The following is a 15807-nucleotide window of genomic DNA, read 5'->3' as shown; positions in this document are numbered from 1 at the left end:
GGTTGCCGTCTACTCGGAAAAGCGCAGACCGATGAGACCTATGAAGGTCACGGAAACAAAGATGAGTCGGGCCGGGCTTGCCGTTTCCTGAAAGTAGACGATGCCGATCAGAACCAGGCCGACGGCGCCGGTACCGGTCCATATTGCATAAGCCATTCCCATTGGCAAGGTGCGCAGCGACAGGGCGAGCAAGTAGATACTCATCAATCCGGACGCTATGGCCGCGATGCTTGGCAGCGGTCGAGTCCAGCCCTCATTCATTTTGAGTGATGTCCCCATTGCGATCTCGCATAGCGCAGCGAGAAAAAGATAGATCCAAGCCATTTCCTGTCCTGTCAGATGACATGAGTGCGTGCCTATGTCCGGTTGGCGTCCAGTGCATCGCAGACACCGCGGCGTTTGCCGATCTGGTCCAGCCAGCTTCGTACTCTGCCAAAAGGCGATATGTCCAGCCCCAGCTCATCCCATGTCCGCAGCCAGCTGTACGCGGCAATATCTGCGATAGAGAACTCGGTTGTGGCGAGGAATGTGGATTGCAGCAGACGATGCTCCACCACACCGTACAAACGCATGGCTTCCTTGCGATACCTCTCCGTAGCTTCGCGGTTTCCGGTTCTCGAACCGTGGAGAAACCACCATAGCTGACCCAGCATCGGCCCGATGCCGCCAATCTGGAAATGCAGCCATTGCTGGACTTGCATTTGCTCAGTCAGCGATGCCGGTTGAAGGACGCCCGTTTTCGCGGCCAAATAGGAAAGGATGGCGCCGGATTCGAAAAGCGTGATCCCTGCATCGTGATCGATGATGGCCGGAATCTTGCCGTTGGGATTTATTCGGCGATAGTCCGGCCGATGCTGTTCTCCTGCAGACAGGTCCAGTGCGATCTGCCTGTGCGCTATCCCCGCCTCATGCAGATAGATGCTGACCTTCAGCCCGTTCGGCGTATCCGCGGTATAAAAATCGAGAAGCGCGTTCGAATCTGCCTTCATTGATTTCCTCATTTAATTGTAATTGCAATCGTTGCAAATGCAATCATAATGGAGGGTATGTGTTTATGCAAACGGGATTGAAAACCTATGCCTACCCCAAAGACCCTGTTGGCGCCGCTGGTGCCAATTTCACCTGAAACCCGCGATGCCGCGATCGTCTGTCTGCACAAGTTGATTGGCCTCCGCTCAGGCCGGCAGGAAGCACCTCGCTCGCCGCTTGGCATGGGACGCTCCATTGCCCGGATGCTGGCGGTGGATGAATCTGCTAGCAGGAATGCATGGATTGTCAGGGGGGATGCCGAGGAGCATGAAGCCGGTGAGATGCTGACAGCCGCCTGGCCGCTACGTTATACGGCGTCCTCCCGTCGCTTCGAACGGCCATTAATCTATATGCTTCGCGCGCAATCCAGGACGGGATTGCGTGCGGCCTTCCAAGAAACTGCCGGACGCGGTGTTTTCCTGAATACGGCAGGTACCGCGCCGTTCAGATGGCTGAAAAGGAGCAGGCCGGAGCTTGCCCTTTGGTTGACGGACTATCCATTCTGTATTCCCTACGATCCGGCGAGCGCCGACGAAGTCCAGGCAATCGTAAGTGCTGCATTACAGGCACTCTATGTCGAGGGGGAGGAGGCCTACTACTATCTGGCATTGCACGATGAAGTGCTCTTATCCGAGGCAACCTGGACTGTATCTCTGTCGGAAGCCTACACCGGGATGTATCTGTTCAACAGGACGGAAAAGGAGATGCTCCACACAGTGCGCCTGCTTGGCGCCGGCAGAACGTTGGAACCGGTCGTCCGCGCGGCACGGATTCTCCTGGAGGATTGGCGTGTAGGCAGCGAGGTATGGAGTTGCCCGAGTTACACCAGGCTGGCGCGTGAAGGAGAACAGGTGGAACTGTGGAACACGTTGCATCCATTGGCACCCCGAAAAATTTCTCGTCTGGAGCGGTGCCTGGATGCGCCGGGCGGGCCGGTCGTTGCCGTGACCAGCTACGAGCAGCATGTCGCTGCACAAATCGGTGCCTATGTAACAGCGCCCTTCGTCGCCCTGGGAGCAGACATGCCGGACGGAACCATTCGCGCAGAGTGGATCGTTCTGCACGCGCTTAGGGCCTTGGTCAGTGAAGGGCGCTTTCCGGTGGAGTGTCTCGTAGAGGCTTTGAACCGATACGGCAATGAGACGGACGCCACGTCTCCGCGCGGCTAGTCCTCGCCGCGCGCCATCGCGGCCGCGCCGTCAAGCGCCGCAGCGATAGAGCCATGGTCTTCCTCCTTGAATTGAGAAAGAAAGATCTCTGTCACGGCAGCCTGATAGACCTTCCACATTTTCTTTCGCAAGGCCTTGCCGGCATCGGTGATGGTGACGAATGCGGCCCTGCCGTCTTCGGCGGAACGCGATCGCACGACCAGGTTTTCTTGTTCCAGTCGGTCGATCAGACGCGTCAGGTTATAGCGCTCGATAGCCAGCGCATCAGCCAGCTCGTGCATGCGGCGTGTGCCGCCTTTTCCGCTCTCAATTCCCCACAGGACGTCATACCAGGCATAGGCCGGCAGCCCGGCCTGGTTCAGGCGCCGTTCTATCTCTCGAATCAGTACGCGGTGAGCGCGCACAAAGGAAAACCAGAGATCGGGTTCGCGATTGGTCATGTTGGTTCTCGTCGGATGCGGTTGGAATTAATTGCAATTGCAATGATACCACTGTAGGATTGCCGTGCTAACGATTGCAATTGCAATTAAATGTTCGAAATTCCTCCGCCAGATTGCCCCGCCGACGCGGGAGGGCGGTTCTCTCAAGACCATTTTTGGAGAAACTTCATGACCCAATCCCTCACGCACGTCGACGTCGATCCACTGGAAACCCGGGAATGGCGTGACGCGCTGGAATCCGTGATCGACGCTGAAGGCCGCTCACGGGCGCAGTATCTGATCGACCAGCTTACGGACGTTGATCTGGCGCACCATGGCGATCTTCACGCACGGGTGACCACGCCTTACGTCAACACCATCGCCAAGCAGCGCCAGCCGGTATATCCCGGCGATCTCGGCGTAGAGCGCCGCTTGAATGCGTACATCCGCTGGAACGCGATGGTGATGGTTCTGCGCGCGGGAAAACATTCCAACGTCGGCGGCCACATCGCCACCTACCAGTCCGCGGCGGTGATGTATGACGTGGGCTTCGAGCATTTCTTCCGCGGGCGCACGGAGACCTTTGACGGCGACATGGTGTACATCCAGGGCCATTCCGCACCCGGCATCTACGGCCGCGCCTATGTGGAGGGTCGCATCAGCGAATCCCAGATGGACAACTTCCGGCGCGAGTCGGACCGCGACGGCTTGTCCTCCTATCCGCATCCGCGCCTGATGCCGGAGTTCTGGCAGTTCCCGACAGTATCGATGGGCTTGGGACCCTTGACGGCGGCTTACCAGGCCCGCTACATGCGCTATCTGGAATACCGCGGCCTCAAGGAACCGCAGGGGCGCAAGGTCTGGGCCTTTCTCGGCGACGGCGAGATGGATCAGCCGGAGTCGCTGGCAGCGATTTCACTGGGCGGCCGCGAACGGCTGGACAACCTGATCTTCGTCGTCAACTGCAATCTGCAGCGGCTGGATGGGCCGGTGCGCGGCAACAGCAAGATCATGCAGGAACTGGAGGCGACTTTCCGCGCCGCCGGCTGGAACGTGATCAAAGTGGTCTGGGGCAGCGGCTGGGATGCGCTGCTGGAGAAGGATCGCAGCGGGCTGCTGCGCCGGCGCATGATGGAATGTGTGGACGGCGATTACCAGACCTTCAAATCCCAGAACGGCGCCTATGTGCGCGAACACTTCTTCGGCAAGTATCCGGAGCTGCTGGCGCTGGTGGCCGATATGTCGGACGACGAGATCTGGAAGCTGACCCGCGGCGGCCATGATCCGGAGAAGGTTTATGCCGCCTACGAACAGGCCGTGCGCACCACCGGCAGGCCGACGGTCGTGCTGGCGAAGACGGTCAAAGGCTTCGGCATGGGCGAAGCCGGGGAAGGGCAGAACATCAATCACCAGCTCAAGAAGATGAGCGCCGATGCGGTAAGAAGCTTCCGCGACCGCTTCGCACTGCCGGTCTTGGACGAGCAGTTGGAGGAAATGCCTTACCTGCGCCCTGCGCCGGGCAGCGAAGAGGCGAAGTATCTTGAGCAGCGGCGCAAGGCGCTGGGCGGCTATATACCCGCGCGCCTGAGCAAGGTCGACCCGCTGCCGGTTCCGCCGCTGTCGACCTTCTCCAGCCAGCTCCAGGGCAGCGGCGAGCGCGGGCTGTCGACCACGATGGCCTTCGTGCGCATCCTGACTACGCTGCTGAAGGATCCGCAGCTGGGCAAGCTGGTGATCCCCATCGTTCCCGATGAGTCGCGAACCTTCGGCATGGAGGGCCTGTTCCGGCAGATCGGCATTCACTCCTATGTGGGGCAGCTGTATACGCCGCAGGATGCCGGCCAGTTGAGCTACTACAAGGAAGCCAAGGACGGCCAGATTCTGCAGGAAGGCATCAACGAATCCGGTGCGATCTCTTCCTGGATTGCCGCAGGGACGGCCTATGCCAATCACGGCTTGCCGACCATTCCGTTCTATATTTTCTATTCCATGTTCGGGCTGCAGCGCGTCGGCGATCTGGCCTGGGCTGCCGCCGATGCGCGCACCCGCGGTTTCCTGCTGGGCGCGACTGCCGGCCGGACCACGCTCATGGGGGAAGGGCTGCAGCATGACGACGGGCATAGCCATGTGCTGTCATCGGTGATCCCCAGCTGCATTTCCTACGACCCGGCGTTCTCCCACGAGCTGGCGGTCATCATCCAGGACGGCTTGCGCCGGATGTACGTCGAGCAGGAAGACATCTATTACTACATCACCTTGCTCAACGAAAACTACCCGCATCCCGGACTGCGGGAAGGCACCGAAGCCGGTATCCTCAAAGGCCTCTATTTGTTGTCGGAAGGCGCAACTACTGAGGAAGGCAAGCCCACCGTGCAGTTGATGGGCAGCGGCGCCATCCTGCGCGAAGTCATGGCGGCGGCCGAGCTGCTGACGCAGGACTTCGGAGTCGGCTGCAATGTGTGGAGCGCGACCAGCCTGACCGAACTGCGGCGAGACGGCATGGCCGCCGAGCGCTGGAACATGCTGCATCCCGACGAGCCGGCGCGCATCCCATACGTTGCGCAATGCCTGGAAGGGCATCAGGGACCGGTGGTGGTGGCCACCGACTACATGAAGATCGTCGGCGACCAGATCCGCCCCTTCATCAACGATCGCCGCTTCGTGACGCTGGGTACCGACGGCTTCGGGCGCTCGGATACACGCGAGTCGCTGCGCGCCTTCTTCGAGGTGGATCGGCACTTCATCGCGCTGGCCGCGCTCAAGGCCTTGGCCGACGATGGCAGCATTCCCCGCCAGCTGGTGGGCGATGCCATCCGGCGCTACGGTATCGACGTCGGCAAGACCGATCCTTCCGCCGTCTGAATGCATTGCCCGCATGGTACGACGCTGGCTCTGTCCAAGAGGTGAATGGGAGCAGGCGTACATGTCTGCTCTCAGTCATCTCACCGATACAGACCATCTTCCGAAGTTTCAATTGCCGGCAACAACCCCAGCGCCACCGCGGCTTGCCGCTTGGACCAACTTCAAGTCCGGGCCAGTTGTTTCAGAGCAGAATCCGTGCCCCAGGCCGATGAAGGCCGCCAACGTGTGCCGACGTCAGGCGGGCAGTTGACCACCGTTGTCGATCGTGGCCCAGTAGCCCATCACCTTATCCACGTAGGCCGGATCTCCGGTGCCTGCCGGCAGCGCGTTGAGGTTGTTGGGATCGACGCCGTTCTCGCCTGAGTTGTAGGCGCGTAGCGCCAGGCCCCAGCTATCGCTGCCGTAGCGTTCCTTCATCAGCTCCTTCATGTCGGCCATATAGTAGGCGCCGGCCAGAATGTTGGTGGCGGGATCATTCTTGTCGCGGCCTTGCAGCTCCGGGTGCTTGGCCTGCAGGGCGGCGAAGGTGGCGTCGTTCATCTGCATCAGGCCGGTGTCGCCCATGCCGTTGGCGTTGATGGTACCGGCGTGCGGATCCCAGCGCGATTCGTCGTGGATCATGGCGGCGAGGAGACTGGCCGGTACGCCTGTCCTGCGCGAGGCTTCCTCGATCATGTCTTTGTAGGGAGCAGCCTGCGGCGGCAGGCCTGGACCCAGGTCGCTCGATCCCGGCTTGCCGTTACCGGTGGGGTGGTCACCGCCGATCCGGTCGGAATTACCGTTATTGCCCTTATTGGGAACAACCGCGTGGGAATGGATGTCCGTCACGTCGCCAGGGCTGTCGTGGGGTGTGATGCCCAGTGCATCCAGAGTAGGCTTGATGATGGCGTACTGTTTTTGGTATTGCGGGTCGTTTGCCCACAGATCGGCATAATCCTGCCAGGTGACCGGTCCTGCTCCCGTGACTTTGCTCATTAAAACCCTTCCTTACGTTTGACGACGAATGAAACTGGCGAAAAACAGCCGACAACGGCTCCGGTATCAGTCGCAACGAAGGCGCGCAGGGTTCCGTGCCGATGACAATTCTCGCCGGCCGCCCAGTCCTGCCCGAACCTGCTGTCCGACGACGTCAAGACCGCCGGATAAGGATTGCAAGAAAATCCGCGATGACAAATGGCCGGTCACGTCGATAGTGAAACACGCCTGCGACAAGCGCAGCGCCTCCGCACTAACCCTAACCAGCTCATGCTGCACTTGCAATTGACGACCCGGAACTTGATGACGAGCCGCGATCGTCACACCAGCGTGGGCGCAAGAAACGCCATCTTGTTCTTGAGTGCGGCGATGTGCTGGCGATTCTGTTCAGGATCCTGCGCCAGTTCACTCAAGCGAACATGGTAGCGTTGCGCCAGGTAGTCCATATCATTAATGGCAGGCTTGGGTGGAGGTACCGCCGCCAGCGATGCGTACCCTTGTTGCTGAAAGAATGTAAGTCTCTCATCCAACATGGCATACAGGGTCTGCTCGCTCAGTTGCTTCAGTTCGCGATTGTGCCGAGCTGTTCTTTGCAAAATTGGCAGTTCCCTGTCCTCTATCGCTTGCAGCGCCAAATAGGAAGCTTCGGCTTGAGCCATTGTTTTCTTCGATTCCTTTGTGCGACTGATCAAGCTGCTATCGATAGACGTCCCTTGCTCTATGGAGTTCTTCTTCGCTTCTCTTTGCCGCTCGTAGGCCTGGCGATGCATTTCCTTGCATTCACCATAATAAATGCGGGCTTGTGTAAGTTCCGTGGGTTCGCGCCGCACGGCGCTATGGCTATCGTAATGAGCCATGCGCGTGCTTAGGCTTTTGGCAGCTTGAGGTGAGTACGCAATCTGAGGAGCGGCCCCGTTGGCATGAGCCTGCTCCAGCGTGCGTGCAATATATGCATATTCAGCCTTGTCGGCGGCTTCCAGCGTCTGCTCGATCTGCTTGCGCAACTTGACGAGCTGTCTTCGCTCGGGAGTGGCGACGCCATCTTCCGGCAACAGCCGGTCAAGTTCGTCACGCAATGTATGCAGGTGCGGTCTTATCGGTTCATATTTCCGGCTGAGATAGCGTGCTACAGCATCGGTCGTCATGTCCGTCGCGGTTTCGCCGGTCGGGATGTGCGCAGGCGCTACGCGGCTTTCCAGCATCGCGATTTGCCCGGGCAGCGCATCTACGCGCTTGGTGAGTTGCTGGCGCGCCTGCCATTGGCGATCCGCCTGCGCGGCCAGCTGCTGCATCCGGTCTTGCGCCAGCTTCAGGTCCTCGTGTTTGGCGAGCAATTGTGCTGGTATTTTGTACCCTGCCTGGAAGGTGCTACCCGGAGGCAGCGCAAACGCGTGTTCCAGACTTGCAATCGATGCATGCAGCAGAGCGATGTTCCGCTCCAGGGCCTGTTGCTCCATACCGTTGCGTTCCCTGTCCGTGATCACCCGGCTGAGCTTGCCGCGCAGCCTGACCAACTCATTGCGCCTGACCTGCAACTCCAGCGGCGCAGTATCTTGGAGATAGTGGTTGAGCGCATCGCGCGTTTGCTCCGACTCCATCATCTGCTGCGCTAGCCAGCCTGCGATGGGATGGGAAGATACCTCTACCGTGTCATGCGCGCGCAGGGCGGCGATGGCATCGGAGCGCTCATTGCAACGGTTTATCAGATCTTCGATCTGCTGCTCCGCGTCGGCCACTTGCAGACCACGCGCTTGCATCGCGTCTACCAACTGGGGATTCAGATCCAGTCCTTCTTGATAGCCTGCAAGCTGCTTGCGCAATGACTTGAGGTCTCCAAGCTGCGCGGCGAGACCTTGTTGTGACGTAGCGGTCAAGTGGCGCGTGCCGGCCATGAACTCCGGCTTGGGGGCCTTCAGCGCGGCGATGCCGACATGCCCGGTGCGCAGCAATTGCGCGATGGCGGCAGCGGTCGCCTCGGGCGTGGAGTTGCGCACGGATGCTAACGAGGTGGCGTGCTTGGTCCGAGAGAGAGCTGTCGAACTGGGCAGTTTCCCGGGCTCGCTGTGAACGTAGGCGGGCTTCGTTTTCATCGGGAACGCCGAAGCCATGGTGGCGGCTTCCTTCGAGAGCGACGCCCCCTTAGGCGGGAGTTGCGGTGGCGCCGGATCCGGCGACCAGAAATGCAATTCGTCGCGATCGCCAGCCGGTGCACTGGTGACCCCGTAGACCACTCGGGGGACTCCCTGATTGTTAAAGACATGGCCGCGCTGCTGATCTTCGCCGACTTGCTCGCGCTGCATCTGATGGATGAAATTGCTACGCTCACGCCGCGCAATCGCTTGCTGCTGCCCAGGCAAGGGCTTGTGTGCGATGGGTGGCGGTGGCTGGCGCGTATCAACGCTGGTGTGTGCATGATCGTTATCAGTGATTTGATAACGATCCGGGTAGGCTGACGTCAGATTTCCTGGGTGGAAATGTGCCATGGGTTGCCTTTACTTATGTTGAGTCGGCTGCACAATAGTATTTCGGCGCGAAGGAGGGGGCGGTGATGAGTGACCGCGAACAATGGAAGAGTTCCAGCACGAAGACCTCCGAAGAAGAAGTCGTCACTGCACATGGAAGGCGACCACCAAATGTTCAGTGGAACTGTTCCGCAAACGTCACACACCCATAGACTCCTTTTTCTTTCTCCAGGAGTTTTGTATGCCAAATTTCATCGCCGCCAACGGCCCCGCCGGCGTCGCAGGAGCTCAAATTGACGATTCCTTCCTGAAAAACAAATCCACTAACGACATCCTCAATGATGTCGCAAGCGGTCATGTGTCCCAAGGGGGAAAGATGATGGCGGGAGAGGAATTGCAACGCCGCCTGGATAGCGGCGAAATCGGCAAGAACCTGTCTCCAGAAGAAAAAGAAGAGGTGAAAACACTGCTCGATAGCATGAAAAAGGGCGACCTCTCTCCTGACGGCGCTGAACGCTTGCAGAAACTGCTCCAGCCGAGCACAACAGCCGGGCACGACGACGGCGGCATTCGCTGATGGCGGAAAATCTGAATCCGGGGCTCGTTCTGGCACCCTGGAAACTGCCGCAAAGCGTTTCGCAATAAATAACTGCAGCGTGTTGATTTGCGTCGGCGGTGAAAACGCTGTCTTTGAGGCGGCTTCTGGCCGCTAGTGTCGCAAAAGAAAAGCCACCTTTATAGGTGGCTTTTGACTTTTGAAGCGGCACAGTGGAATCAATTTCGACCAACTTTATTCATTGTGGCATGTTGTTACTAAATATATGGCAAATTTTAACAAATATGTTAATCTGATGTTATGAAATGGACATCAGAACTGTCGAAATATCCCTCCTACTTGCATAAGAAAATCAAAAAGGGGCGTGGTATCGGCAGCTTCGATGGCTATCAGCCTTGGATTAAGAAGTCTGATTTTGGCTCATCTGGCTCGGCGACCACTATCCAGGGAATAGTGGTTCCGCGGGTACATCACGTGTTATCGGATCTAGAACACATTTATTTCATGTTATTAGAGCGCCTGCCGAATGTCATAGATATCCGCGAGCAGTGGCCGATTTTGCACATAGACAAGACTTTGCAGCTTTGCGAAAGGTTCGGCGTGACTCATGGTTATGAGGGCAATGCTCCCACTCCATTTACCATCGACTTTTTGGTAACTTTCGAAACCGAGGGTAAAAAGTACTATGAGGCCAAGAGCGTTAAGACTCCTCAAGATGCCAGAGATCCTAAGGTGCGGAAACGTCTTCAGGTTGAATATCAATGGTGCAAATTAATGAGTTGCCCGTGGGCTCTAGTAAAGACTGATGGATTTTCAGGGGCCAACAAAAAAGTCGTTTTCGAAAATCTTAACTTCATACGTGAATGGTTCAAAAATCGCTATGAACCTGATGAAGAAGAGACCCGCGAATTCATTCGATTTTTTAAAACAATATATAACCCAGTTCGCCGGATGGATGAGCTACTGGAGCGAACTGCAATCGGGCTTAGGGTCACGGCTGCCACTGCAGACAACTTAATTCGGTTTGCCATGTGGAGAGATCTACTGCAAGTTTCGCTAACTGAAAGAATCGAACTAACCAGACCTCTTATCCTAAGGCCATAATTTCATGCCGGACTTTCGCCCAAATGACCTCGGTTTCGCACGCTGGCAGGTGCTGGAGTTTTCGACTCCGATCGGAATCGAGTATCTTCGTGTTACGCATATCTTTGATCGCGACGTGTACGTCATGAAGGTCAAGGAGGCACTCGACGTTCGCCATGCCAGACGACCGATTAGATACAGCTTGACGGACTTTAAAGCGATGAGCGAGCGAGCCGGAGCGAGATGGGGGCGAATTTCAATGCCTGCTGAATTTATTTCACCGCCTCCTTCAGATTCGCGACGCGCTCAGCAGATGGAAATTTGCTGGCAACTAATCGAGCCACTAATTGACTTGTTCGAGAGCAGCATGAACTTAAGTATGGCTCATTTCACCTCGCTGATTCGAGCGCGTGCTGAGGCGAAAAGTTTTAGCTTCGACAGTGCTAGGCGACTGCTTTTGCGCTACTACTATTTTGGTGGAACGAAGAACGCGCTGCTCCCGTTCCACCCAGGAACTAAGCCAACGAAGGGGCGCTATAAGAGCGAATCAGAGAGCGCTACCTCCGGCTTGTCGGCTCCAAAGCGTCGCGGGCGGAAGTCCATTAAAACGCAAATTCTAGGTGAGAACGAATTTGTTGTTTCAGAACTGGATATTGCAGACATGGTGTCAAGCTTACGTCGGCAGTTGCGGCGGGCTAGAACTGGTTATTTAGTGGCATGGCGTGGCTACCTCGCAACTGAATTCGCTCGTAGGCACAAGAAGCTATACGAGAAATACCAGAGAGGGGAAATTGAAGAGCCAGTGACGAAGCGGCAGTACCAATACTACCTTGATCAGTACGCGCAGCTGGATGCTTCTCTCGCTGAAAATCTAGTGACGAGAACGGCTGAGTCTGGCCATTCAGGGGTGCTTATGGCTTCCGCACCCGGTGATATTTATGAAATTGATGGTACCGGTGGCCGCCTGCATCTCGTTACGAAGGGCAACCCTCCAATCGTCGTGGATCGACCGAATATTTATTTGCTCATTGATCGTTGGAGCCGCTTCGTTGTTTCTGCTTATATCTCTCTTAAACCTCCCTCATATGAGGAGCTTAGATATGCACTTCTCATAGGATTTACATCGAGAACTAGACGATTTAAAGCGATGGGCTGTAATGTCGATGATGATAAGTGGCCCGTGGGTAGAATTCCACATCGCATTGTCGCCGATAGAGGTTCGGAATTCTTGTCCGAGGCGATTGAGCAATCGTTGACCACCGATTTGCGTATTAGACTGACGAATCTTCCTCCGTATTGTCCGGATGGAAAGGCAATCATCGAGCGTTTCATCAGAACGATGAAGAGTCGAATGGTTGAAAAGGGAATGTCTGGGGTCTACGCTGAACGCCCCATGAATCCGGTTGCCGCGCGAGCCAAAAAGAGAGCTGCTTCTGCCGCCACGACATCGCTACAGGAAGCGTATCGCGAGCTCCTGGCGATTGTCGTCGAGTATAACAATCGACCGCACTCGACGTTGAAGAAATACCGCGAGTTGACCCAAGCAGCTGTTGAGCCTACACCTCAGCAAGCCTACTTATGGGGCATTAAGCACAAAGCGTCTAAAGGGGCTTTCCCATACTCTGAAGACGAGCTATCTCAAATTTTCCTAAGTGCAGATACTGCAACGATTGCCCATGGAAAAGTCACATATCGGGATAAGACGTATTTCCCCAAGAATAACTATGCTGAGGTTTTGGCCAAAGAATCGGGAGCTCGCGCGAAGAAGGTCTCGATACGAGTGGATAAAACCTACCCTCATGCTGTTTATGTGTCCAGCAATCGAGGAGAAAGAGCAGAATTTGAAATTAGTGCGAGTGGTGCAGATACTTTAGGAGTGATGACGCTGGATGAAGAAGAAGCGTTTGAGCACGAGGGGAAGCTGCTATGGGCAATGTCAAACCACAGAAGTAACTTGGAGCAAGTAGGCGATCTGAACGGTCGCGGAAAAGTTAAGCGACATCGTCCCGAAGCCATTAATACTCAGCCTAATCGTGCGGAAATTCAGGCCGCGCGTGAACAAGACACCGAGCAGCAGAAAATGATCTTAGCGGGACGAGGAGAAGTAGATTTTCCGGCATCAAAGGCTGGAAAAGAAATACCCGAATGGCAAACGAGAAAGAACGACGCTGAAGCCGCTCATGTCGCGTTGATTGCAAAAATGAGAGCAAAGAAGTGATTAAAATGATGAACGTAGAGCGAACCAACGACGAGCAGCGCGGGGTTGTCTATACGGATACCCTAACCAAACGTTATAGAGGGAATCCGTTCATAGAGGCTTTGCCTCCACTTCCACAGAGGAAGATCGACTTCTCCGTACTGATATCGGACTCTCCGCCGGCACCAACCAATAAAGATAGAAAATCGGGTGAAATAGTACGGTTGATTGAACTGGCCACGCTGAACGACGTTGTATATCCCTTCGCTGGATATGCTGATGCAGCGCTTGCTGCATCCACAATGCTTCGAGAGGCATATAGAGCACGAAATCCAATAAACCCGTTGGATGTTAAGCGGCGACATGCACAGGCGGTATCGACTTCGGAGAGCGGAATTTATGTGCCAAGTGAATGGGAGAGCTCGGGGCAAAGCCACTTGATTGTGGCAAACAGTGGAATCGGAAAATCGACCTTCGTCGACCGGTTTCTACGTGGATATCCCAGAGTTATTCAACATACATCCTATCAAGGGAAGCCGTTGCAACATGCCCAGTTGGTCTATCTCAAACTTCGGGTTCCTAATGACGGTTCTCTAAAGGGCTTGTGTTACCAGTTCTTTCATGAGATCGATCGTCATCTTGGGACAAAGTACCTGAAGCAGGCGCGGGCTGCGGGCACAATTAGCACGATGACGTTGCTTATGCAGCAGGTCGTAACAGCCACCTCCCTCGGCTTGGTAGTGATTGATGAATTCCAAAACCTCAGGTCCGCGGCTGGACGGCAAGCCGAGCATGTCAAAAATCTGATTGGGGAGCTCATAGAGTGGACCGGCGTAAGCGTTCTGATTATTTCGAAACCAGCGATTGACCAGGTCATCGAGGGGAACCTCGGGAATGCACGCAAAATGACTACTACAGGGCAAAGCTTCATCGGTTCCATGCAACGCGGTAGTGCAACTTGGGCGCAATTCTGCGAAACGCTGTGGGACTACACCTATGTCCAGAAGAAGGGCATTCTCAGCGAGGCGGTGCTGAACGCATGGTACGACGCGTCTGCAGGCAATACAGCGTTCGCGAAACTGGCCTTCATACTTGCTCAGCGAAAAGAGATTGGAGGACGCGAGTGTGTAGATGTTAGTTCTTTTGAATTCGTAGCGAATAACGATCTTCTCTTTCTCCGACCTGCAATTCGCGCGCTCCTATCAAACAAAGCATCGGCTTTGGTCGACTTCAACGACCTCTTTATTTCTCGTAAATATAAGGAGCTAAGAGCGATGGTTGGTATGGTTGATGAGGCCGTCAAAACTTTTAAAAATACTTCCGAATTTGAGGAGATGCGGGAACAGAAGAAAGAAAAGAAAGCAAAGCCGATGAAGAACAAGAAAACTGCTCCCGAGGAAGATTGCGAGCTACCTGAGGAAGATCCCCTTCTGATAGAGAAATAGGCGTTGTAATGACTGGAACGTCCTACTCACCGAAATTAGACGACGATGAGTTGCTGTACTCATGGGTGGGACGGCTTGCAGAACACAATGCAGCTAATGACCACAGGGAGCTAATGTGCACCTTGCTAGGATCTCGCAATGCATCACTTAGCGTCGATTTTCCGTGTGGAATTGAAAAAATTGCCAGAGTACTAGGACTCCGCTTTCCGTACAGCGACGAAATGGATGCAATAGAACGTGGGACTCTATTTCCGTTTCATCGCCCTTTCTGGAGTTTTGAGGTGAATCAGTTCGCCCTGGAGCGAATGAGGAAGGGTAGTGACAATCTGAAGATTAGAGTCGGATTGATTGCGAACAGGTTTGGAGCCTCAGCCCCTTTGCGGTTCTGACCAATATGCTTGAGGTCAGAACTAACTCAATGGGGATATGGCATTTGGCACAAATCTCAGAATCTTCCAGGGGTAACCTGTTGTGTCAAGCATGCGGTGCTGCTGGCTCCTTTCTGCAATCCAACAAGGCTGCCGCACCGATCAGTGGTAGTTAGGCCGCCTAGCTTTGTGGAAGATAAGGCCATCGAACTTGCTAGCCGGGCGCAGCTGAGATTAACGGCGCTTTGTGTGGCAGCTCTGAACCTAAACATTCCTGCGGCCTCCCCTGCAAGGCGAGCTGCTATCTATCATGATCAAGCCTTGATGCGTGGATATTGCGACAACAAGGGGAAATTACGGCTATCCGCACTGGCGCGGGATATTAGTGCGCGTTACGACGGATTTGACGGGCATGAATTAAAAGAGCGATTACTATCCACACCGCACCATCCTATGAGATGGTTGGGCGATCTCTTCTCTCGTCCAGAACGATCGCTTCATCCCATATGCCATCTTCTTTTGATAGAACACCTCTGGGGGAAGCTGTATTTGTTTAAGGAAGATCTGGAGGCAGCTGGGGAGAGCAACCGCGCGGGAGGTGGTGATGCATTGAGCAGTGATGAATGTCCTGAATCTCATTGCTTGGATCGTGCAGTTTTCTTGAACGATGTATCGTTATCATGTCGTGCTGTCGCTGATCTGATTGGCGTTTCTGTAAATACAGTAGTGCTACATCGGAAGAGGAATCTGATGTTGGTTAACGTCCGGCCAAAGAAAATCCGTCCCGAGGTTACCCAGGAAATAATGCGTGAATTATTTAACGGAAAAACTGCAGAAGAGATTTCTCAGTTATTAAATATTTCGCCGGCAAGTATTCATCGCATCCGGGCAGTTGAGGCTCCGGTGCTGCGCAAAATTGCTGATATTCACAAAGAGAAGAGGCGCAGTGTCTCGCGCAGTGCATGGCTCTCACTATTGAGAAGAGACCAAGATATCGGCAAGGCTAGAGCTTCACACCAAGGCCTCTATGCTTGGTTGTATCGTAATGATTTGGAGTGGCTCCTCAGCGCTAACTCGAATTATGCCAGGAAGCGTGTGGTTCAGCCGCGGCTTGACTGGGGGGCGCGAGACCACGAATTATGCTTGATCGCAGCCAAGTATGTTGGGCAAAAACTGACAGATTCGACCCGGAAAAGGATGTCGCGAAGCGCCTTGAGGCGGCATCTTGGCGAGGCTAGGATA

The 15807-nt window shown here is 55.2% G+C and carries 12 protein-coding genes; 7 read left to right on the top strand and 5 right to left on the bottom strand.

Annotation, left to right across the window (positions count from 1 at the left end):
- Positions 1–9: 9 nt before the first annotated feature.
- On the bottom strand, positions 10–324 hold the full coding sequence (locus AKL28_RS16400; protein WP_050469226.1) for a DMT family transporter: 315 nt from the start codon (positions 322–324) through the stop codon (positions 10–12).
- A gap of 32 nt (positions 325–356) precedes the next feature.
- Positions 357–989 carry a glutathione S-transferase family protein gene (locus AKL28_RS16395; protein WP_050469225.1) on the bottom strand — a complete coding sequence of 211 codons (633 nt, stop codon included), beginning with the start codon at positions 987–989 and terminating at the stop codon, positions 357–359.
- A gap of 87 nt (positions 990–1076) precedes the next feature.
- Between AKL28_RS16395 and AKL28_RS16390 the strand changes: the two genes are divergently transcribed.
- Complete coding sequence (locus tag AKL28_RS16390) at positions 1077–2198, top strand: transketolase-like TK C-terminal-containing protein (RefSeq protein WP_050469224.1); 1122 nt, start codon at positions 1077–1079, stop codon at positions 2196–2198.
- Here AKL28_RS16390 and AKL28_RS16385 read toward each other — a convergent pair.
- Complete coding sequence (locus tag AKL28_RS16385; protein WP_050469223.1) at positions 2195–2638, bottom strand: MarR family winged helix-turn-helix transcriptional regulator; 444 nt, start codon at positions 2636–2638, stop codon at positions 2195–2197. The two genes, AKL28_RS16390 and AKL28_RS16385, sit on opposite strands and share 4 nt — an antisense overlap.
- A gap of 168 nt (positions 2639–2806) precedes the next feature.
- Here AKL28_RS16385 and aceE point away from each other — a divergent pair, with 168 nt between their 5' ends.
- Complete coding sequence (gene aceE, locus AKL28_RS16380) at positions 2807–5479, top strand: pyruvate dehydrogenase (acetyl-transferring), homodimeric type (protein ID WP_050469222.1); 2673 nt, start codon at positions 2807–2809, stop codon at positions 5477–5479.
- 234 nt (positions 5480–5713) lie between these two features.
- Here the strand turns inward: aceE and AKL28_RS16375 are convergent, their stop codons facing one another.
- Together AKL28_RS16375 and AKL28_RS16370 are read right to left on the bottom strand one after the other, a co-directional pair.
- Positions 5714–6454 (bottom strand): lytic transglycosylase domain-containing protein, encoded by a 741-nt coding sequence (locus AKL28_RS16375; protein ID WP_050469221.1) that lies wholly within the window; start codon positions 6452–6454, stop codon positions 5714–5716.
- A gap of 320 nt (positions 6455–6774) precedes the next feature.
- Positions 6775–8937, bottom strand: coding sequence for a hypothetical protein (locus AKL28_RS16370; protein WP_156226369.1), 2163 nt, complete (start codon positions 8935–8937; stop codon positions 6775–6777).
- Positions 8938–9157: 220 nt separating this feature from the next.
- On the opposite strand from AKL28_RS16370, the gene AKL28_RS16360 reads away from it, so the two are divergent.
- The 5 genes from AKL28_RS16360 to AKL28_RS24525 all read left to right on the top strand — a co-directional run.
- Positions 9158–9493: a hypothetical protein gene (locus AKL28_RS16360; RefSeq protein WP_156226368.1), complete on the top strand. Its 336-nt coding sequence runs from the start codon at positions 9158–9160 to the stop codon at positions 9491–9493.
- A 279-nt stretch (positions 9494–9772) separates the two neighbouring features.
- Positions 9773–10576, top strand: coding sequence for a TnsA endonuclease N-terminal domain-containing protein (locus tag AKL28_RS16355; RefSeq protein WP_082221536.1), 804 nt, complete (start codon positions 9773–9775; stop codon positions 10574–10576).
- Positions 10577–10580: 4 nt separating this feature from the next.
- A complete protein-coding gene (locus tag AKL28_RS16350) occupies positions 10581–12773 on the top strand; it encodes a DDE-type integrase/transposase/recombinase (protein ID WP_050469216.1) in 2193 nt (730 codons plus the stop codon).
- A 5-nt stretch (positions 12774–12778) separates the two neighbouring features.
- Positions 12779–14197, top strand: a complete 1419-nt coding sequence (locus AKL28_RS23990; RefSeq protein ID WP_156226367.1) for an ATP-binding protein — start codon at positions 12779–12781, stop codon at positions 14195–14197.
- 557 nt (positions 14198–14754) lie between these two features.
- The coding region (locus tag AKL28_RS24525) for a TnsD family Tn7-like transposition protein (protein WP_269432197.1) at positions 14755–15807 on the top strand (1053 nt) is incomplete at its 3' end.

The organism is Herbaspirillum chlorophenolicum (assembly GCF_001189955.1).
GTDB lineage: Bacteria > Pseudomonadota > Gammaproteobacteria > Burkholderiales > Burkholderiaceae_D > Herbaspirillum > Herbaspirillum chlorophenolicum.
This window is presented reverse-complemented; position numbering and strand designations above follow the sequence as displayed.

Bases quoted from the DNA above. Each gene is read 5' to 3' on its own strand.
- AKL28_RS16375 (WP_050469221.1), bottom strand. From the start codon at position 6,454: ATGAGCAAAGTCACGGGAGCAGGACCGGTCACCTGGCAGGATTATGCC.
- AKL28_RS16390 (WP_050469224.1), top strand. From the start codon at position 1,077: ATGCCTACCCCAAAGACCCTGTTGGCGCCGCTGGTGCCAATTTCACCT.
- AKL28_RS16360 (WP_156226368.1), top strand. From the start codon at position 9,158: ATGCCAAATTTCATCGCCGCCAACGGCCCCGCCGGCGTCGCAGGAGCT.
- AKL28_RS16395 (WP_050469225.1), bottom strand. From the start codon at position 989: ATGAAGGCAGATTCGAACGCGCTTCTCGATTTTTATACCGCGGATACG.
- aceE (WP_050469222.1), top strand. From the start codon at position 2,807: ATGACCCAATCCCTCACGCACGTCGACGTCGATCCACTGGAAACCCGG.
- AKL28_RS16350 (WP_050469216.1), top strand. From the start codon at position 10,581: ATGCCGGACTTTCGCCCAAATGACCTCGGTTTCGCACGCTGGCAGGTG.
- AKL28_RS16355 (WP_082221536.1), top strand. From the start codon at position 9,773: ATGAAATGGACATCAGAACTGTCGAAATATCCCTCCTACTTGCATAAG.
- AKL28_RS16385 (WP_050469223.1), bottom strand. From the start codon at position 2,638: ATGACCAATCGCGAACCCGATCTCTGGTTTTCCTTTGTGCGCGCTCAC.
- AKL28_RS16370 (WP_156226369.1), bottom strand. From the start codon at position 8,937: ATGGCACATTTCCACCCAGGAAATCTGACGTCAGCCTACCCGGATCGT.
- AKL28_RS23990 (WP_156226367.1), top strand. From the start codon at position 12,779: ATGATGAACGTAGAGCGAACCAACGACGAGCAGCGCGGGGTTGTCTAT.
- AKL28_RS16400 (WP_050469226.1), bottom strand. From the start codon at position 324: ATGGCTTGGATCTATCTTTTTCTCGCTGCGCTATGCGAGATCGCAATG.